Annotated in this window: 18 protein-coding genes; 12 read left to right on the top strand and 6 right to left on the bottom strand. The window is 68.9% G+C overall.

Going from position 1 to position 18,424, the window contains the following annotated elements; all coding sequences use genetic code 11:
• Positions 1-87: 87 nt before the first annotated feature.
• The gene (locus PV646_RS00090; protein ID WP_500339380.1) at positions 88-756 is read right to left on the bottom strand and encodes a DNA alkylation repair protein; all 669 of its coding nucleotides are present in this window, start codon (positions 754-756) and stop codon (positions 88-90) included.
• Positions 757-902: 146 nt separating this feature from the next.
• Between PV646_RS00090 and PV646_RS00085 the strand changes: the two genes are divergently transcribed.
• Both PV646_RS00085 and sthA read left to right on the top strand, forming a co-directional pair.
• Positions 903-1,904, top strand: a complete 1,002-nt coding sequence (locus tag PV646_RS00085; RefSeq protein WP_500339379.1) for a hypothetical protein — start codon at positions 903-905, stop codon at positions 1,902-1,904.
• A 52-nt stretch (positions 1,905-1,956) separates the two neighbouring features.
• On the top strand, positions 1,957-3,372 hold the full coding sequence (gene sthA / locus PV646_RS00080) for a Si-specific NAD(P)(+) transhydrogenase (RefSeq protein ID WP_500339378.1): 1,416 nt from the start codon (positions 1,957-1,959) through the stop codon (positions 3,370-3,372).
• On the opposite strand, the gene PV646_RS00075 is transcribed toward sthA, so the two are convergent.
• From PV646_RS00075 to PV646_RS00065, 3 genes are read right to left on the bottom strand one after another with little or no spacing between them, the layout of a single operon-like run.
• Positions 3,373-4,014, bottom strand: coding sequence for a response regulator (locus tag PV646_RS00075; protein ID WP_500339377.1), 642 nt, complete (start codon positions 4,012-4,014; stop codon positions 3,373-3,375).
• A gap of 10 nt (positions 4,015-4,024) precedes the next feature.
• On the bottom strand, positions 4,025-5,494 hold the full coding sequence (locus PV646_RS00070) for a sensor histidine kinase (RefSeq protein ID WP_500339376.1): 1,470 nt from the start codon (positions 5,492-5,494) through the stop codon (positions 4,025-4,027).
• Positions 5,491-6,987: a sensor histidine kinase gene (locus PV646_RS00065; RefSeq protein WP_500339375.1), complete on the bottom strand. Its 1,497-nt coding sequence runs from the start codon at positions 6,985-6,987 to the stop codon at positions 5,491-5,493. The genes PV646_RS00070 and PV646_RS00065 overlap by 4 nt, the downstream gene beginning before the upstream one ends.
• A gap of 115 nt (positions 6,988-7,102) precedes the next feature.
• Between PV646_RS00065 and argC the strand changes: the two genes are divergently transcribed.
• From argC to PV646_RS00020, 9 genes are read left to right on the top strand one after another with little or no spacing between them, the layout of a single operon-like run.
• Positions 7,103-8,131, top strand: a complete 1,029-nt coding sequence (argC, locus tag PV646_RS00060) for an N-acetyl-gamma-glutamyl-phosphate reductase (protein ID WP_500339374.1) — start codon at positions 7,103-7,105, stop codon at positions 8,129-8,131.
• Positions 8,128-9,300 carry a bifunctional glutamate N-acetyltransferase/amino-acid acetyltransferase ArgJ gene (argJ, locus tag PV646_RS00055; RefSeq protein WP_500339373.1) on the top strand — a complete coding sequence of 391 codons (1,173 nt, stop codon included), beginning with the start codon at positions 8,128-8,130 and terminating at the stop codon, positions 9,298-9,300. The genes argC and argJ overlap by 4 nt, the downstream gene beginning before the upstream one ends.
• Positions 9,297-10,166 (top strand): acetylglutamate kinase, encoded by an 870-nt coding sequence (gene argB, locus PV646_RS00050; RefSeq protein ID WP_500339372.1) that lies wholly within the window; start codon positions 9,297-9,299, stop codon positions 10,164-10,166. Before argJ ends, argB begins: the two co-directional genes overlap by 4 nt.
• 20 nt (positions 10,167-10,186) lie before the next feature.
• On the top strand, positions 10,187-11,320 hold the full coding sequence (locus PV646_RS00045) for an acetylornithine transaminase (protein ID WP_500339371.1): 1,134 nt from the start codon (positions 10,187-10,189) through the stop codon (positions 11,318-11,320).
• The gene (argF, locus tag PV646_RS00040; RefSeq protein ID WP_500339370.1) at positions 11,317-12,249 is read left to right on the top strand and encodes an ornithine carbamoyltransferase; all 933 of its coding nucleotides are present in this window, start codon (positions 11,317-11,319) and stop codon (positions 12,247-12,249) included. The genes PV646_RS00045 and argF overlap by 4 nt, the downstream gene beginning before the upstream one ends.
• On the top strand, positions 12,246-12,731 hold the full coding sequence (locus tag PV646_RS00035) for an arginine repressor (protein WP_500339369.1): 486 nt from the start codon (positions 12,246-12,248) through the stop codon (positions 12,729-12,731). Before argF ends, PV646_RS00035 begins: the two co-directional genes overlap by 4 nt.
• Positions 12,718-12,990 carry a hypothetical protein gene (locus PV646_RS00030; RefSeq protein ID WP_500339368.1) on the top strand — a complete coding sequence of 91 codons (273 nt, stop codon included), beginning with the start codon at positions 12,718-12,720 and terminating at the stop codon, positions 12,988-12,990. The genes PV646_RS00035 and PV646_RS00030 overlap by 14 nt, the downstream gene beginning before the upstream one ends.
• A gap of 29 nt (positions 12,991-13,019) precedes the next feature.
• Positions 13,020-14,411, top strand: coding sequence for an argininosuccinate lyase (gene argH, locus PV646_RS00025; RefSeq protein WP_500339367.1), 1,392 nt, complete (start codon positions 13,020-13,022; stop codon positions 14,409-14,411).
• Positions 14,401-15,009, top strand: a complete 609-nt coding sequence (locus PV646_RS00020; protein ID WP_500339366.1) for a DNA-3-methyladenine glycosylase — start codon at positions 14,401-14,403, stop codon at positions 15,007-15,009. The genes argH and PV646_RS00020 overlap by 11 nt, the downstream gene beginning before the upstream one ends.
• A gap of 19 nt (positions 15,010-15,028) precedes the next feature.
• On the opposite strand, the gene PV646_RS00015 is transcribed toward PV646_RS00020, so the two are convergent.
• Together PV646_RS00015 and PV646_RS00010 are read right to left on the bottom strand one after the other, a co-directional pair.
• Positions 15,029-16,072: a toll/interleukin-1 receptor domain-containing protein gene (locus tag PV646_RS00015; protein ID WP_500339365.1), complete on the bottom strand. Its 1,044-nt coding sequence runs from the start codon at positions 16,070-16,072 to the stop codon at positions 15,029-15,031.
• A gap of 12 nt (positions 16,073-16,084) precedes the next feature.
• Positions 16,085-16,477: a hypothetical protein gene (locus PV646_RS00010; protein ID WP_500339364.1), complete on the bottom strand. Its 393-nt coding sequence runs from the start codon at positions 16,475-16,477 to the stop codon at positions 16,085-16,087.
• Between the two features lie 137 nt (positions 16,478-16,614).
• On the opposite strand from PV646_RS00010, the gene tyrS reads away from it, so the two are divergent.
• The gene (tyrS, locus tag PV646_RS00005; protein ID WP_500339363.1) at positions 16,615-17,889 is read left to right on the top strand and encodes a tyrosine--tRNA ligase; all 1,275 of its coding nucleotides are present in this window, start codon (positions 16,615-16,617) and stop codon (positions 17,887-17,889) included.
• Positions 17,890-18,424 lie beyond the last annotated feature (535 nt).

Genomic DNA, 18,424 nt, shown 5'->3' with positions numbered 1-18,424 from the left:
GCCTCGCGTGAAGCCAAAGCCTCGGTAATCCACGCATGCCGCCGGGCGGTTCGAGTTTTACGAGTTTCCCCCTCATGTGTACTGACGCTAAAGGTGTTTCAACGCTTCGCGCCGTGACAACGGCGACAACCCCGGCCGCGCCTCGACGAACGAGCGCACCCAGCCCGGTTCGGTCTTCGCGAACTCGCGCAGTGCCCAGCCGATCCCCTTGCGCAGGAAGAAGTCGGGATCGTCCACGTTGGCGTCGACGCACGCGGTGAGCAGGTCCGCGTCGGTGGCGCCCTTGAACCCGAGCTGGCAGATCACCGACGTCCGCCGCCGCCACCTGTCGCCGTCGACGGACCACCGCAGCATCAACGGCCGCACCACCTCCGGTGAGGAACGCAGCAGTGGTCCGACGCGTTTCGACGCGATCTCGTCGACGTAGTCCCACCAGGCGCCGGTCACGATCATCTCGTCGAACCACGGCATCAGGGCGACGGACTGGAATCGGCGATCACCGCTCAGTGACAACGCGACGTAGCGCTCCTCGCGATAGGTCGCCTCGCGCCACAACGCCTGGATCGCGTCGAGCCACTCGTCCCGGTCGTGCAACTGCGGCAGCGACTTCAGCAACGTCACGCGTCCCGGTTTCTGCACGCCCAGGAACGGCATGTCGGACTTCATGTACGCCTGCATCTCCAGTGCCTTCACCGGATCCGCGAGCTCCTCGAGTCCCGTTCGAACCGCGTCGATCAAGGAAACCTTAAGACTCACACCCAAACGGTATAGGCATTAGGAGTAGCCCTGTTGAGATTGATGGCCCCTTTGGTGCCGAAAGTGCTAACGAACCCGCAAAACATCACTTGACCGGGTGCTCCTGTGAACGGAAAGGGTGCTTGATCCGGATACAGTTCGCGTTCATGCGCGTGCTCATGGTCGTGGCGGCGCTCGTGCTCGGCAGCATGGGTGCTACCAAAGCGGACACGGTGGATTACCTGGATCTGCCGCTGGTGAACGGAAACGGCGAACAGCGGGGTGGAGTGCACCCCGACCTGCCGTCCGACCGTGCCACGATCGAGGCCGCGCTCGCCGGTTACCGGGCCAGGGGCCTCGCGCCGACGAGGTTCAAGGCGTTGCTGTGGCAGTACTGGATCGTCCGCGCCGCCGAGGACGCGGGCGTCAACCTGTCCGAGTGGGACCCGCAGCGTTCCGCCGAGTCGAACCGCGCGGTGATCTTCGCCGTCTACGACTTCTACGCGAAGCTCTACCTCACGTACCCGGACACGTTGCGGTGGATGGGTTTCGCGAACATCGGCGCGCCCGCGTTCGCCGCCGGCATGCTCGACCTCGGCTCGATCCCGGAGCTGCGCTGGTTCTCGTCGATGCTGATGTCGATGCAGAAGCACATCTTCATGGACCTGGGCGCGATGCACGCCGCCTACCTGCACGGCGGGATCGCAGCCGTCCAGGAGCTGCGCGACGCGGGGATCATCGACCCGGACACCACGGCGGCGTGGGCGGATCCGGCGCAGGCCGTGTTCGAGTTCTCGTCCCGCGAGCAGAACCTGGTGATCGCCGGTCAGTTCGACCGGATGCGGTCCCGGTTGCTGCCGCCCGGCGAGATCGTCACGTACGCGATCACCGTCGCCGGGCCGATGCCCGTGCCGGGAGGCAAGACCCCCGCGCAGTACCGGCCGTTGTTCGGCGGCCCGCTGCCCGCGTTCAACTACGCGGACCGGGTGGCGCGCTGGGACTTCCTGGGCAACGACACGGTTCCCGCCTACGAGCGGCTGAGCAAGGAGGCCGTGCACCGGATCGTGCAGCGGCCGTTCGCCGAACGGGTCGCGGACTACCGCGCCACCGGCCGTCTGCTCGACCTGCTGCCGTTCCGGAGCGGCGAGGCCAGGGCCGGAGTTCGCTGAGTTCATTTTCGTTCAGCCGTGGAATCGCATTCCGCGACGTAGGCTGTCGACCATGACGCCGTACGACTACGACCTGATCGTCATCGGCTCTGGTCCTGGCGGCCAGAAAGCGGCGATCGCGGGTGCGAAACTGGGCAAGCGCGTGGCGATCATCGACAAGCAGGAGATGGTCGGTGGCGTCTGCGCGAACACGGGAACCATCCCGTCGAAGACGCTGCGCGAAGCCGTCATGTTCCTGACGGGCATGAGCCAGCGCGAGCTGTACGGCGCCAGCTACCGCGTCAAGCAGGACATCACGATCAACGACCTGATGGCCCGCACACAGCACGTGATCGGCCGCGAGGTGCAGGTCGTGCGCGCGCAGTTGCACCGCAACGGCATCGATCTGCTCAACGGCTTCGGCCGGTTCGTCGACGAGCACACCGTGACGGTCGACGGGGCCCACCGCGGCGACCACACGACGATCACCGGCGAGTTCATCGTGATCGCGACGGGCACGACGCCGGCGCGTCCGTCCGTCGTGGACTTCGACGAGGAACGCATCCTCGACTCCGACGAGGTCTTCGCGCTCACCGAGATCCCGTCGTCGCTGGTCGTGGTCGGCGCCGGCGTGATCGGCATCGAGTACGCGTCGATGTTCGCCGCCCTCGGCACCCGCGTCACGGTCGTGGAGCAGCGCGAACGGATGCTGGACTTCTGCGATCCGGAGATCGTCGAGTCGCTCAAGTTCCACCTGCGCGACCAGGCCGTCACGTTCCGCTTCGGCGAGAAGGTCGTGAACGTCGAGGTCTCCCAGGGCGGCACCATCACGACCCTGGCCTCCGGCAAGCGCATCCCGGCCGCCGCAGTCATGTACTCGGCCGGCCGCCAGGGCACCACGGAGAAGCTGGACCTCGCCGCCGCCGGGCTGGAGGCGGACAACCGCGGCCGGCTGAGCGTCGACGAGCACTACCGCACGCCCGTCGAGCACATCTACGCCGTGGGTGACGTGATCGGCTTCCCGGCGCTGGCCGCGACGTCGATGGACCAGGGCCGCCTGGCCGCGTACCACGCGTTCGGCGAGCCGGTGCACGACCTGACGGCGTTGCAGCCCATCGGCATCTACACGATCCCGGAGATCTCGTACTGCGGCGCGACGGAGACCGAGCTCACGTCGTCCGCGGTGCCGTACGAGGTGGGCATCTCCCGTTACCGCGAACTCGCGCGCGGCCAGATCATCGGCGACGCGTACGGCATGCTGAAGCTGCTGGTGTCCACTGTGGACCGCAAGATCCTCGGTGTGCACGTCTTCGGCACCGGCGCCACGGACCTCGTGCACATCGGCCAGGCCGTGATGGGGTGCGGTGGCACGGTCGACTACCTGGTCGACACGGTCTTCAACTACCCGACGCTGTCCGAGGCCTACAAGATCGCGGCACTGGACGCCACCAACAAGATCCGGGCGCTGGACCGCTTCACGACCCGGTGATCACGACCGGGTGAGTCCGGCGTCGTGGGCCACGATGGCGGCCTGCACGCGGTTGGTGACCTCCAGCTTGGGCAGGATCCGGCTGATGTGCGCCTTCACCGTGCCGGTCGCCATGAAGAGCTGCTCACCGATCTCGGTGTTGGACAGGCCTTCGCCCACGAGCTTGAGCACGTTGCGCTCGGTCTCGGTGAGCGCGTCGATCTTGCGGCGCGCCGCCGAACCGTCGTCCGGTGCGGCGAGGTGCTTCTCGATCAGGCGCTTGGTGATCTGCGGCGCCAGGATCGGCTCGCCCCGCGCGGCCTTGCGGACGGCGTTGATCAGCTCCTGCGGCGGGGTGTCCTTGAGCAGGAACCCGGTCGCGCCGACCTTCATCGCCTGCGCCACGTAGGAGTCCTCGCCGAACGTCGTGAGCATGACGACGTGGGCCCTCGACGCGATCTGCTCGGCGGCCTTGAGCCCGTCACCGCCCGGCATGCGGATGTCGAGCAACGCGACGTCGACCGTGTGCTTGAGGGTGAGCTCGACGGCCTGCCTGCCGTCGCTGGCCTCGGCGACCACGGTGATCTCGGGATCGTTCTCCAGGATCAGCCGAATGCCGGCGCGCATGAGCGTTTCGTCATCGGCGATGAGCACTCGGATCACGCCCCGCACCCTACGGCCTCTCCTGCTCCTTCGAGTCCAACTTCCCCTCGCGGAAGCAGAGCTTGTAGACGAGGTCGGGGCTGTGCGAGGTCTGGAACCGCGAGCAACCGTCGATGCCGAGCTGCCCCACGCCGAACTGCTCCATGACCTCGCCCTCGGGCGTGACGCCCACCTGCAGCGAGTCGAAGTACGGCGCGTTCATCTGCGTCGGGTTGAACAACGCGAACAGCAGCAGCACGACCAGACCGCCGCTGATCGGCAGCAACGCCAGCAGACCGAGACAGCCGCCGCCGAGCACCCGCGGCACGGTCAGGACCTCGGCGGCGAGCGGCGGAGGCACCTCGCCGACCTCGGCGGCCGCCTGGTCGGCCTGGGCGGGCGGGTGCAGCGGCACGTCCGCCGCCACCCGGAACCCGCCCTCGACCGGACGGCCCGCGCTGAAGGACCCGCCGAGCAGGCCGACCCGTTCCTCCAGGCCGATCAGACCGCGCCGGGCGCCCTTGCCCTCGACCGCGGACGTAGGCCCGTTCAGCACCTGGATGCGCGCCCGGCCGCCCTGGACCGCCACCTGCACCCGAGCGCGTGCGGACGGTGCGTGCTTGCCGACGTTGGTCAGGGCCTCGCGGACCACCCGGTGCACCGCGCGGCGGGTGCGCGGGTCGGCTCCGTGCAGGTCGTCCCCGGACCAGTCGAGCGTCGCGGCGAGTCCGGAACCCTCGACCAGCGCGGCGATGTCGGACCGGGTGCCGGTGTCCTCGTCGAGCGACTCGGGTTCGGGGTTCGTCCGCAGCACGCCGAGGATCTCGCGCAGTTCGGCCATCGCGAGCGACGACGTGGTGCGGATCAGCTCGGCCTGCTCGTGCAGCTGCGGGGCCTTCTTCGCGGTGGTCAGCTCCAGCGCCCCGGCGTGGATGGAGATCAGGCTGAGCCGGTGGCCGAGCATGTCGTGCATCTCGCCGGCGATGTGCGCGCGTTCGTCGGACCGGGCCGACGCGGCGGTGAGGGCGCGGGCGCGTTCGAGGTACTCGTTGCGCTCCTGCAGCAACCGGACCATCGGCCTGCGGCGGCCGAGCAGCATGCCGGAGACGGCGGGGAACACCACGAAGAAGACCGCTCCGAGGATCCCGCCGGCCAGGCTCTCCCACAGCGGCATCGCCTCGTGGACCTGGAAGAGGCCGAAGGCGGTCTGCAGGAGCGTGGTCACGCCCAGCAACGCCCACAACCGCCGGAGCCGGGGAATGCTCCGGGACGCGGCGAACACCACGAACATCGTGGTGGCCATCGCCCAGAGGTTGTTGACCGCGAAGAGCGGCGCCGTCAGCAGCAACACCCACTCCGGCCTGCGCGGGGCGAACCACACGAGCGCGGCGACCCACAGCGCGCTGGCGGTGGTCAGCAGCGGGTGCGGCGTCGGTGCCAGCGGGGCGATCAACGGCACGAGGCCCACGAGGAACGCGAGCGCGGGCCAGACGAACCTCATCGGGCGAGCTCCTTCTTCGCGGTCATCAGGCCGGAGTTCCGGTCGAAGCAGAACTCGAAGTCGCGGTCGTCCGAGTCGCGCACGTGGTAGCGGAAGCACCCGCCGTTGTCCGACGGCACACCGAAGCCGAACGTCTCGGTGACTTCCTGCTCGTGCGTGACCGACAGCTGGAACCCGTCGAACTCCTCCTGGCTCACCTCCTGGCGGCCGAAGACCGCGACGACGAGCAGCACGAGCGCCGTGCCGAGCGCGGGAACGAGCGAGAGCGTGGCCAGACAACCGCCGCCGACGACGCGCGGCACGGTCAGGACCTCGGCGGTGATCGGCGGAGGTGCCTCCGTCACGGCACCCGCCGCGCCGGTCTCCTCCTGCACGACCGGGTGCAACGGCAGGCTGGCCGTGACCCGGAACCCCTCGCCGGTCGGCACCTCGGCGAGGAACGACCCGCCGATCAGCTCGACGCGTTCCTCCAGGCCGATGAGCCCGCGACGGGTGCCGGCACCCCGGGGCGCGGCGCTGGGACCGTTGACGACCTCGACGCGCACCCGGTCGGCCACGGCCACGGAGACCTGCGTGCGAGCCGACGGCGCGTGCTTGTGCACGTTCGTGAGTGCTTCACGCACGACCCGGTGCACCGCCCTGCGAAGGCGTGCGTCGGCATCGGCCAGATCAGCGCCGGACCAGTCGAGGTAGACGGAGAGGCCGGCAGCAGAAGACGCCGCCACGAGCCGTTCGACGTCTGCGCGCGTACCGGCGTCCTCGTCGTGTTCGGAGGAAGCACCGAGCACACCCAGGATCTCCCGCAGTTCCTCCATCGCGACCGCGGACGTCTTGCGAATCAGCTCGACCTGTTCGCGCAGCTCAGGGGCTTGCTCGGCAGCGGACTGCTCCAGCGCGCCCGCGTGCGCGGTCAGCTGCCGGAGCCGATGGCTGAGCATGTCGTGCATCTCGCTGGCGATGTGTGCGCGCGTAGCCGACCGGGCAGTGCTCGCGGTCAACGCGCGCGCGTGTTCCAGGTAGTCGTTGCGTTCCATCAGCACCTGCGTCAACGGCTTGCGCCGCCCGATCAGCGCCCCGGACACGGCGGGGAAGACCAGCAGGAACACGATCGAGAACGCGGTGCCGAGGACGTACTCGAGCAGGCTGTCCCCGGCACGCCACGAGTGCAGCGCGCCGAACGCCGCCTGCAGCGCCGAGGTGACGCCCACCAGCGCCCACAGCTGCCCCTGGGACCGGATCGACCGGGTCGAGCGGAAGATCACGAGTGACGTCGGGGCGATCGCGAGCAGGTTGCTGACCCCGTTGAGGGGAGCTGTGAGCACGATCGCCCACTTCGGCCAGCGTGCGCTGATCGGCACGAGCGCCGCCGCCCACAGCGCCGAGAGCACGATCAGCCACGGTGCGGCGGGCCTGCCCAGCGGTGCCGCCAGCGTCACCAGCGCCAACAGGAGGACGCCCGCCGCCCACAGCCCGTCGCGCACCTTCACGTTCACGCTGATCATCATGGTCGACCCCGCTCACCCTCCCCAGCGCCAGGTGGCCCCGATCGGGTGGCCAGGTGGCCATACTCGGTTGAGTGAGTTTGCATGACCGTGCATAATCATGCGTATGACAGTGAGGATCGCGGTCGCGGGCGCCAGCGGGTACGCGGGTGGCGAGCTGCTCCGCCTGCTACTGGGCCATCCGGACATCGAGATCGGCGCGCTGACGGCCAACAGCAGCGCCGGTGACAAGTTGCTGAAGCACCAGCCGCACCTCCTGCCGCTCGCCGACCGAGACCTACAAGACACCACAGTCGAGACCCTCAAGGGCCACGACGTGGTGTTCCTCGCACTTCCCCACGGTCACTCAGCCGCGCTCGCCGAGCAACTCGGCGACGACACGGTCGTGATCGACTGCGGCGCCGACCACCGGCTGACCAGCGCGGACGACTGGAAGCGGTGGTACGGCGGTGAGCACGCCGGCACCTGGCCGTACGGACTTCCCGAGCTTCCCAACGGGCGGGACGCGCTCGTCGGCGCCCGCCGCGTCGCCGTGCCCGGCTGCTACCCGACGGTCTCCTCGCTGGCCCTCGCACCGGCCGTCGACCTGATCGAGGACGAGGTCGTCATCGTCGCCGTGTCGGGCACGTCCGGCGCCGGCAAGTCGCTGAAGACGAACCTGCTCGGTTCCGAGGTCATGGGCTCCGCCAGCGCGTACGGCGTCGGCGGCGCGCACCGGCACACGCCCGAGATCACCCAGAACCTCACCGCGGCGGCGGGCCGGCCGATCAAGGTCAGCTTCACGCCGGTGCTCGCGCCGATGTCGCGGGGCATCCTCGCGACCTGCTCGGCCCAGCTCAAAACAGCCGCTTTGAACGTCACAGCAAACGTTCGCGCGGCCTACGAGAAGGCGTACGCGGACGAGCCGTTCGTGCACCTGCTGCCCGAAGGCCTCTGGCCGACGACGAACGCCGTGCTCGGGTCGAACGCCGTCCAACTGCAAGTGACCGTCGACGAGGACCTGGGCCGGCTCGTGGTCGTGGCCGCCGTCGACAACCTGGCCAAGGGCACCGCCGGTGCCGCTGTCCAGTGCATGAACCTCGCTCTCGGACTGCCGGAAACGACCGGCCTCTCGACCGTTGGAGTCGCTCCGTGAACCGCAACAAGGGCGTCACCGGACCCCAGGGCTTCCGGGCCGCCGGGATCGCCGCCGGGATCAAGGAATCCGGCGCGCTGGACCTCACCCTCGTCGTCAACGACGGGCCGTCCGACGCCGCCGCGGGTGTCTTCACCACGAACAAGGTGAAGGCCGCGCCCGTGTTGTGGTCGCAGCAGGTCATCCAGTCCCGGCGCCTCACCGCGGTCGTGCTCAACTCCGGTGGCGCCAACGCGTGCACCGGCCCCGAGGGCTTCCAGGACACCCACACCACCGCGGAGAAGGTCGCCGAGGTGCTCGGCACCGGCGCGGTCGACGTCGCGGTCTGCTCCACCGGCCTGATCGGCGAGCGCCTGCCGATGGACAAGATCCTGACCGGCGTCGAGAACGTCGCGAAGGAGCTGGACTCGTCCGTCGAGGCCGGCCTGAACGCCGCCACCGGCGTGATGACCACGGACAGCCGCCCCAAGCAGTCGTGGAAGGCCTCCGAGCAGGGCTGGTCCGTCGGCGGGTTCGTGAAGGGCGCGGGCATGCTCGCCCCCAACATGGCCACGATGCTGTCGGTCATCACGACCGACGCCAAGATCTCCGGAGACGCGCTGGACAAGGCGCTGCGCCTGGCCACCTCGCGGACGTTCGACCGGCTCGACGTCGACGGCGGCACGTCCACCAACGACACCGTGCTGGTGCTGGCTTCCGGCGCCTCGGGTGTCGAGCCCTCGTTCGACGACTTCGTCGTGTTGCTGACCGAGGTCGCGGGTGACCTGGTCAAGCAGCTCCAGGGGGACGCCGAGGGCGTGACGAAGGAAATCAGCATCACCGTCAGGCAGGCCGCCACCGAGGCCGAGGCCGTCCACATCGGACGCACGGTCGCCGAGGACAACCTGGTGAAGACGGCGCTGTTCGGCAGTGACCCGAACTGGGGCCGCATCGCGATGGCCCTGGGCCGCGCGGACGCCGAGATCGACCCGGACGTGCTCCAGATCCTGATCAACGGAGTGTCGCTCTACCGCAACGGAACCCGCGACCGCGACCGCGGCGAGGCCGACCTGTCGGGCCGTGACATCGAGATCGTCATCGACCTCAACGTCGGCGAGGCCGAAGCCACCGTGCTCACCACGGACCTGTCCCACGACTACGTCGAAGAGAACAGCGCGTACTCCTCATGAACGCACAAGAAAAGGCGGCAGTCCTCGTCGAAGCGCTGCCGTGGCTGGAGCGTTTCCGCGGCGCGCTCGTGGTCGTCAAGTACGGCGGCAACGCCATGGTCGACGACGAGCTGAAGAAGGCGTTCGCCGAGGACATGGTGTTCCTGCGGCTGTGCGGCCTGCGCCCGGTCGTCGTGCACGGCGGCGGCCCGCAGATCAAGTCGATGCTCGACAGGCTCGGCATCCACAGCGAGTTCCGCGGCGGCCTGCGCGTCACGACGCCCGAGGCCATGGACGTCGTGCGGATGGTCCTGGTCGGGCAGGTCGGGCGTGAGCTCGTCGGCCTGATCAACCAGCACGGTCCGTACGCCGTCGGCATCTCCGGCGAGGACGCGCACCTGTTCACGGCCACCCGCCGCGGCGCGATCGTGGAGGGTGAGGAGGTCGACATCGGCCTCGTCGGCGACATCACCGAGGTCAACCCGGACGCGGTGCTCGACATCGTGCGTGCGGGCCGCATCCCGGTCGTGTCGTCGGTCGCGCCGGACATCCACGGCGTGCCGCACAACGTGAACGCGGACACGGCGGCCGGCGCTCTCGCGGTCGCTCTCGGCGCGGAGAAGCTCGTCGTGCTCACGGACGTCGAAGGTCTCTACGCGAACTGGCCGGACCGCACGTCGTTGCTGAACCAGATCCGCGCCTCCGAGCTGGAGAAGATCCTGCCGGACCTGGAAAGCGGCATGGTGCCGAAGATGGAGGCCTGCCTGCGCGCGGTGCGCGGCGGGGTCCCGCAGGCGCACGTGATCGACGGCCGGCTGGCCCACAGCGTTCTACTCGAAGTCTTCACCACTGAAGGTGTCGGAACGATGGTCTTGGGGGACAAGTGACCACGCGGTGGCAACAGTCCATGATGGACAACTACGGCACACCTTCGTTGCAGTTGGAGCGAGGTGAGGGCGCGCACGTCTGGGACGCGGACGGGAACCGTTACGTCGACCTGCTGACCGGCCTCGCCGTCAACGCCCTCGGCCACGCCCACCCGGCGATCGTCGAGGCGGTCTCGACCCAGATCGCGAAGCTCGGCCACACCGGTAACCTGTACGTCAACGAGCCCGCGCTGAAGCTCGCCGAACGCCTGCTGGACCTCGCGGGGGAGCCCGGCAAGGTCTTCTTCTGCAACTCCGGCGCCGAGGCCAACGAGGCGGCGCTGAAGATGGCGCGCCTCACCGGCCGCACCAAGATCATCTCCACGCTCGGCGGGTTCCACGGCCGCACGATGGGCGCGCTGACGCTCACCGGCCAGGAGCCCAAGCGCGCGCCGTTCGAGCCGCTCGTGCCCGGTGTCTCGCACGTCCCGTTCGGTGACGTCGCCGCACTCGAGGCCGCGATCGACGACGACACGGCGGCGTTCATCGTCGAGCCGATCCAGGGTGAGCAGGGCGTCATGGTGCCGCCCGCGGGCTACCTGCAGGAGGTCCGCCGGATCACCTCCGAGCACGGCGCGCTGTTCATCCTCGACGAGGTGCAGACCGGCATCGGCCGCCTCGGCACGTGGTTCGCGTTCCAGCAGGCCGGGATCGTGCCGGACGTGATGACGCTGGCCAAGGGCATCGGCGGCGGCCTGCCGCTGGGCGCCACCATCGGCTTCGGCGCGGCGGCGGAGCTGTTCAAGCCCGGCCACCACGGCACGACGTACGGCGGCAACCCGGTGTGCTGCGCGGCCGGTCTCGCCGTGCTCGACACGATCGCCTCGGAAGGCCTGCTGGAGCACGTCTCGTCCGTGGGCAAGGAGATCGCCACGGGTGTGGAGGCGTTGCACCACCCCATGATCTCCGGAGTCAGGGGAGCGGGCCTGCTGCTCGGCATCACGCTGCGCGAGGCGGTCTCGGCGAAGGCCGCGGCGGCCGCGCAGAAGGCCGGCTACCTGATCAACCCGATCCAGCCCGACGTGCTGCGACTCGCTCCGCCCCTGGTTCTGGAAGAGTCCGACGCGCAGGCCTTCGTCGCCGCGCTCCCCACCTTCTTCGAGGAGACGCCGTGAGCCTCAGGCACTTCCTGCGCGACGACGACCTGTCCACCGAGGAGCAGGCGGCCGTCCTCGACCTGGCGGACGCGTACAAGGCGGACCGGTTCACCGCGAAGCCGCTGGCGGGCCCCAAGTCCGTCGCCGTGATCTTCGAGAAGAACTCCACGCGCACCCGGCTCTCGTTCGAGGTCGGCATCGCGCAGCTCGGCGGCAACCCGGTGATCATCGACGGCCGGTCGATGCAGCTGGGCCGCGAGGAGACGATCGAGGACACCTCGCGGATCCTCTCCGGCTACGTCGACGCCGTGGTGTGGCGGACGTTCGCGCAGGCACGCATGGAGGCCATGGCCTCCGTGTCGCGCATTCCGGTCGTCAACGCGCTGACGGACGAGTTCCACCCGTGCCAGGTGCTCGCGGACCTGCAGACGATCCGCCGCCGTTACGGCAAGCTGGCCGGTCTGACGCTGACGTACCTGGGCGACGGCGCCAACAACATGGCGCACTCGTTGATGCTCGGTGGTGCCACGGCCGGTATGCACGTCCGCATCGGCGCGCCTCGCGGCTTCGTGCCGAACCCGCAGTTCCTGGAGGACGCCAAGAAGCGGGCCGCCGAGACCGGTGGCTCGGTGGCGCTGATCAGCGACCCGCGTGAGTCGGTCGACGGCTCGGACGTGCTGGTCACCGACACCTGGACGTCGATGGGACAGGAGAACGACGGCAAGGACCGCGTCGGCCCGTTCCGCCCGTACCAGGTGAACGCCTCTCTGCTCGAGGCGACGGGCAAGCCGGACTCGACGGTGCTGCACTGCCTGCCCGCGCACCGCGGCTGGGAGATCACCGACGACGTGCTCGACGGCCCGCAGTCACTCGTGTGGCAGGAAGCGGAGAACAGGCTGCACGCGCAGAAGGCGTTGCTCGTCTGGTTGCTGGAGCAGTCGTCATGACCCGCACCGCTCGTCAGGGCCGCATAGTCGAGATGGTGTCCCATCAGGCCGTGCGCAGCCAGTCCGAGCTCGCGAAACTGCTTGCTGCGGAAGGCATCGACGTCACGCAGGCCACGTTGTCGCGCGACCTCGACGAGCTGGGCGCGGTCAAGCTGCGCGGCCCCGACGGCGGTGCGCCGGTCTACGTGATCCCGGAGGACGGCAGCCCCGTGCGCGGTGTCCAGGGCGGCACCACGCGCCTGGTCCGCGTGCTGGGCGAACTGCTGGTCTCGACGGACTTCTCCGGCAACCTCGCGGTGCTGCGGACTCCGCCCGGCGCCGCGCAGTTCCTGGCCTCCGCGCTGGACCGCGCCGCGTTGCACGAGGTCGTCGGCACGATCGCGGGGGACGACACGATCCTGGTCGTCGCCCGCGAGCCGATGACCGGTGCCGAGCTCGCCGACCGGATCACCGCGCTCGCCTCGGGCGATGTCGATGAATGAGCCCGTGCACGCCGTTCTGACGTTCGACGCGGGTGTGGCCGTGGCGGTGGACGGCGAGACCGTCTCCGTCGCCGAGGCCGTCCGCGAGCTCAACTTCCGCGCCGGTGTGGTCAGGTCCGGTCTGGGCTCGGTGGCCGTGCGGGTCGCGCGGATGGCATTGCCGTCGGGGTCCGGCGAGGTCGACGTCGCGCTGTACGAGGGGCGCGTCGTCGGGCTGGTGGCCCGTTCGGAAGAATCGCTCTACGACTTCGCTAGCTGAGAGTTAGCCAAAATGAAGGTTGCGCAGCAATGAGTTCTTTGTGGGGTGGCCGGTTCGAGTCGGGACCGGCCGAGGCGATGGCACGGCTGTCGTTGTCGACGCACTTCGACTGGGTGCTGGCGCCGTACGACATCGCGGGCTCGCGCGCGCACGCCCGTGTGCTCCACGCCGCGGGTCTGCTGACGGACGAAGAGCTCGCCGGCATGCAGAAGGCGCTGGACGAGCTGCTCGCCGACGTCGAGTCCGGCGCGTTCACCCCGGTGCTGGAGGACGAGGACGTCCACACGGCGCTGGAGCGGGGCCTGATCGACCGTGCCGGCGTCGAGCTGGGCGGCAAGCTGCGCGCGGGCCGGTCCCGCAACGACCAGGTCGCGACCCTGTTCCGCATGTGGCTGCGCGACGCGGCCCGCCGGGTCGCAGCCGGTGTGCTGGACGTCGTCGACGCCCTGGCCGCGCAGTCCGAGACGCATTTCGGTGCCGTCATGCCGGGCCGCACGCACCTGCAGTCCGCACAGCCCGTGCTGCTCTCTCACCACCTGCTCGCGCACGCCCACGCGTTGCTGCGCGACGTCGACCGCCTGCACGACTGGGACAAGCGCGCCGCGTTCTCGCCGTACGGCTCGGGTGCTCTCGCCGGGTCGTCCCTGGGACTGGACCCGGCGAAGGTGGCCGCGGACCTCGGTTTCTACGCCCCGGTCGAGAACTCGATCGACGGCACGGCCTCGCGCGACTTCGCCGCCGAGATCGCGTTCGTGCTGGCCATGATCAGCGTGAACCTCTCCCGCGTGGCCGAGGAGGTCATCATCTGGACCACGGCCGAGTTCCGCTTCGCGGTGCTCGACGACGCGTGGTCCACCGGCAGCTCGATCATGCCGCAGAAGAAGAACCCGGACGTCGCCGAACTGGCGCGCGGCAAGTCGGGCCGCCTCATCGGCAACCTCGCGGGCCTGCTCGCGACGCTGAAGGCGCAGCCGCTGGCGTACAACCGCGACCTGCAGGAGGACAAGGAACCGCTGTTCGACGGCGTCGGGCAGCTGGAGCTCCTGCTCCCGGCGTTCGCGGGCATGGTGGCGACGTTGAAGTTCGACGTCGACCGCATGGCGTCGCTCGCTCCCGCCGGCTTCACCCTGGCCACCGACATCGCGGAATGGCTTGTGCGCCAAGGCGTTCCGTTCCGCGTGGCGCACGAGGCCGCCGGCGCGTGCGTCCGCGCGGCCGAGTCCCGCGGCGTCGGCCTGGAGGACCTGACCGACGAGGAGTTCCTCGCGATCTCGCCCTCGCTGACCGCCGAGGTCCGTTCGGTGCTGACCGTCGAGGGCTCGATCGCCTCGCGCGACGCCCACGGCGGCACCGCACCCGTGCGCGTGCGCGAACAGCTGGACGCACTCGTCGCGAAGGCTGCCTCAGCGCGTGAGTTCTAGGCTGCTGACCAGGGAGGAGCTGGCCATCGACCCGGTCGATGCGTCCCGGCTCCTCCTCGGGTCGTACCTGGAGGCAGGCGGTGTGCGCGTGCGCATCGTCGAGGTGGAGGCGTACCGGGGCGGCGACGACCCCGCGTCGCACTGCTACCGCGGCAAGACCCCGCGCAACGAGGTCATGTTCGGCCCGGCCGGGTTCCTGTACGTCTACTTCGTCTACGGCATGCACTTCTGCGCCAACGTCGTGACGCTGACCGACGGCGTGCCCGGTGCAGTGCTGTTGCGCGCGGGCGAGGTTGTCTCCGGTGAGGACATCGCCTTCTCTCGCCGTCCTGCTTCGCGTTCCGCGGCCGAGCTGGGCAAGGGACCCGCACGGCTGTGCAAGGTCCTCGGGCTCGACCGCTCGCAGAACGGCGTCGACCTGACGTCCGCCTCCTCGCCCGTGCGTCTCTACGCCGGTGATCCCGTCTCGCAGGTGCACGCGGGGCCACGCGTCGGTGTCGCTGTGGCGATGGATGTGCCGTGGCGGTTCTGGATCGACTCCCCGGCCGTGTCGACCTACAAGAGAGGCGGCAAGCGACGCCCCACCGGCGCCGCTTGACCAGGCCGATCCGCACCACTCATCTGGTCAACTTGTCGAGCGCGGTCCGGAACTCGCGCTCCAGGGCGGGGTCCACCTCGAAGACGAGGGGCACGGTCAGGTTGATCTGCTCACGGGCGGCCAGGCGCTCGACCAGGGTGTCCGCGACCTCGCGCAGTGCCCGGGCGACCTCGTACATGGCCTCGAGCTGCTGGTCAGCGAACTGGGCCTGCACGAGCGCGGCTGTCCGGGCGTGCTCGTTGGCGTAGCTCGTGCCGCGGATCTCCCGCGCCCACTCCAGGATCTCGTCGAACGTGCGCACGAACAGCTGACCGAGATGCACGATCCGGTCCGCGTGCCCGTGCGCTCCGGGACTCCCGAACGCGGCCTCTTGCGTGCGTGAGGTGAACACGGCGTCCACGGCGACCTTGATGATCTCGCTCAGCAGCACGTTGCGATCGCGGATGAGGTCGATGCCGTTGCCGTGCTCGACGAGCCCGTTGCGGGGCGCGTACCGCAGGAAGTGCTCCCAGTACTTCGGTTCCAGCTCCGTCAGCCCTTGCGCCACAACGGTCACGTAGAGCAGGTACTCCCAGCCCTGAGGCTTCTCGCGCGTCAGCGCGGCCACCGATTTGGGGGTGATCGGAGTGTGGGCGGTGAACTCCGCGCGGTGTTGCGCCAGCTTCTGCACGACAGCGTCCGCGATCGTGTCCGCGTCGTGGACGCGCAGGTCCAGGTATCCGATGGTCGGCGTCAGACCGGGCACTTCCGTGTTGTCGATCCTGACGGGCAGCAGGAACTCGGACTGCTGCTCCAGCGCACGGGCCTGCGCGGCCTGACGTTGCAGCCGTGCCCACCGGTGCTCGACGTAGTCCTTAGACGCGAACAAGAGCACGTATCGGACCCGACGGCTGTAGGTGTCCGAGGTGTGTGCCACGAGGTCGAGGCCCCACCGTTCGACCACCTGGTCCTCGTCGTAGAAGACCTTGACGTCCAGCTCTTTCAAACGTTGGACGATCGGGAGCACCCGCTCCCGATCCTCCTCGGCGAAGGACGGGGCGACGTCGAACTCGTACTCGGCCACCCCGCCATTGTTCTAGTGACGCACCGTCCTGCGGTACCAGGCACGCCGGTGACCCGAGGGCAGTGCGACGCGAGCGATCAGGTTGGTGAGCAACGCTCCGATGACCAACCACAAGAGAGCGGCCAGGCCCTCGTTGAGGAGCGTCGCCAGCGAGGCGTTGTCCGGTGTGAAGAGGCCGTCGAGGCCGAGGGTGATCCCGTCCGCCCAGCCGGCGACGAACTGGAAGAAGCCGTTGCTGGCGTTCGCACCCGCGATGACCAGGAAGATGTGCACCAACAGCACGATGGCGAAGGTCCAGCACACGATGTCGATGATCGCGCAGACGGTCCGCACCGTCCGCACCCTGCGGTAGTCGTCGTCGCGTTGGACGACCTCTTCGACCACCGGCTCGTTCACACGCGGCATAGGGGGCTCGTTGACGCGCGGCATGTGTTCCGTAGGCCGCCGTAACTCCGCATCACGTGGGTCCGTCATGTCCACGTGCGTACCCGTCCGAGTACCAGGTCGAAACTTGTTGGACCAGGTAGGGGATGATGAGTGCCGTGAGCGAGCACATCCTTGACGAACTTGCCTGGCGCGGCCTGATCGCGACGTCCACCGACCTCGACGCACTCCGGAAGGACCTGGACGCCGGCCCGCTCACCCTCTATTGCGGTTTCGACCCGACGGCGAAGTCGCTGCACGCGGGCAACATGGTCCCGCTGCTCATGCTCCGGCGCTTCCAGAAGGCGGGCCACCGGCCGATCGTGCTGGCGGGCGGGGCGACGGGCATGATCGGCGACCCGCGCGACACCGGTGAGCGCACGATGAACTCGCTGGACACCGTCGCCGAGTGGGCCGACCGGATCCGCGGCCAGCTGGAGCGCTTCGTCGACTTCGACGACTCGCCCACGGGCGCGATCGTCGAGAACAACCTCAACTGGACCGGCCAGGTCAGCGCGCTCGAGTTCCTGCGCGACGTCGGCAAGCACTTCTCGATCAACGTCATGCTGTCGCGGGAGACGGTGAAGCGCCGCCTCGAGGGCGACGGCATGTCCTACACCGAGTTCAGCTACCTGCTGCTGCAGTCGAACGACTACCTCGAGCTCAACCGCAAGTACGGCACCGCGCTTCAGGTCGGCGGCTCGGACCAGTGGGGCAACATCGTCGGCGGGGTCGACCTGGTCCGCCGGGTAGAGGGCAAGCACGTGCACGCCCTGACCGCGCCGCTGGTCACCGACGCCGAGGGCCGCAAGTTCGGCAAGTCCACCGGTGGCGGCAGCGTGTGGCTCGACCCGGAGATGACCTCGCCGTACGCCTGGTACCAGTACTTCGTGAACGTCGACGACGTCACGGTGCTCAACTACCTGCGCCTGTTCACGTTCCTCACCCGTGAGGAACTGGACGAGCTCGAGAAGCAGACCGCGGAGGCCCCGCACCAGCGGGCCGCGCAGAAGCGGCTCGCGCAGGAGTTCACGGACCTGGTGCACGGGGAGCGCGCGACGCAGCAGGTCATCCTCGCGTCGTCGGCGCTGTTCGGCCGGGGCGAGCTGCGCGACCTCGACGCACCGGTGCTGGAAGCGGCGCTGGCCGAGGCCCCCAAGGGGCAGGTCAGGCTGGCGGACGAGCCCACGATCGTCGACCTGCTGATCGCGTCGGGCCTGGCCGAGAGCCGGGGTGCCGCGCGGCGGACGGTCAACGAGGGCGGTGCCTACGTGAACAACGCGAAGGTGACCGACGAGGAGTGGAAGCCGGCGGCGTCCGACCTGCTCCACGGCAAGTGGCTGGTGCTCCGGCGCGGCAAGCGGAACAACGCAAGCGTCCACGTAGAGCTCTGACCTGCACGTTCCTGGTGCTGGAAGGCCGTCGGTCCCTCTCGGGGCCGGCGGCCTTCGGTGTTTATCCGTGTGATCGCGGTCACAGTGTGCACGCGTGGGGGCTGCGATAGCTTGTTCATGGGTCCTGTACGGGGCTGTTGACCTGCGGTTTCTTAACCGTGGGTGACCGCGATGCCCCCGATTTGACCCTGCGTTGGCGTGCGTGTAACTTTCTCCATGTCAGCGAGGAACGGGCCGGGAACACCGGAACGGAGCGCGACACAGATCACGAACCAAGCTTCCACGGACTGTGGTAGAGTGGGTGACCTGGAAACGACGAAGACCCAGCCGGTAGCTCTTCTGAGCTCAGAGGCCAAGGGCGTCGGAAGTTTCAAATACAAGCTTAAGTACGACACAGCCCCGGAAGCGACGTCTCTTCGGAGATTAGCTACGGTGTGCGCGTGTTCTTTGAGAACTCAACAGCGTGCCGAAACACAGCCAGTAATATATGAATTACCTCCTCGTCGAGGTAGTTCCTTTGAGGCAAGACTAGATT

Source organism: Streptomyces sp. ID05-26A (assembly GCF_033794685.1).
Lineage (GTDB): Bacteria > Actinomycetota > Actinomycetes > Mycobacteriales > Pseudonocardiaceae > Lentzea.
This window is presented reverse-complemented; position numbering and strand designations above follow the sequence as displayed.

Coding starts and splice junctions, on each gene's coding strand:
- PV646_RS00035 (WP_500339369.1), top strand. CDS start 12,246: ATGACCCGCACCGCTCGTCAGGGCCGCATAGTCGAGATGGTGTCCCAT.
- argB (WP_500339372.1), top strand. CDS start 9,297: ATGAACGCACAAGAAAAGGCGGCAGTCCTCGTCGAAGCGCTGCCGTGG.
- PV646_RS00045 (WP_500339371.1), top strand. CDS start 10,187: ATGATGGACAACTACGGCACACCTTCGTTGCAGTTGGAGCGAGGTGAG.
- PV646_RS00070 (WP_500339376.1), bottom strand. CDS start 5,494: ATGAGGTTCGTCTGGCCCGCGCTCGCGTTCCTCGTGGGCCTCGTGCCG.
- PV646_RS00085 (WP_500339379.1), top strand. CDS start 903: ATGCGCGTGCTCATGGTCGTGGCGGCGCTCGTGCTCGGCAGCATGGGT.
- argH (WP_500339367.1), top strand. CDS start 13,020: ATGAGTTCTTTGTGGGGTGGCCGGTTCGAGTCGGGACCGGCCGAGGCG.
- PV646_RS00030 (WP_500339368.1), top strand. CDS start 12,718: ATGTCGATGAATGAGCCCGTGCACGCCGTTCTGACGTTCGACGCGGGT.
- PV646_RS00010 (WP_500339364.1), bottom strand. CDS start 16,477: ATGCCGCGTGTGAACGAGCCGGTGGTCGAAGAGGTCGTCCAACGCGAC.
- argC (WP_500339374.1), top strand. CDS start 7,103: ATGACAGTGAGGATCGCGGTCGCGGGCGCCAGCGGGTACGCGGGTGGC.
- sthA (WP_500339378.1), top strand. CDS start 1,957: ATGACGCCGTACGACTACGACCTGATCGTCATCGGCTCTGGTCCTGGC.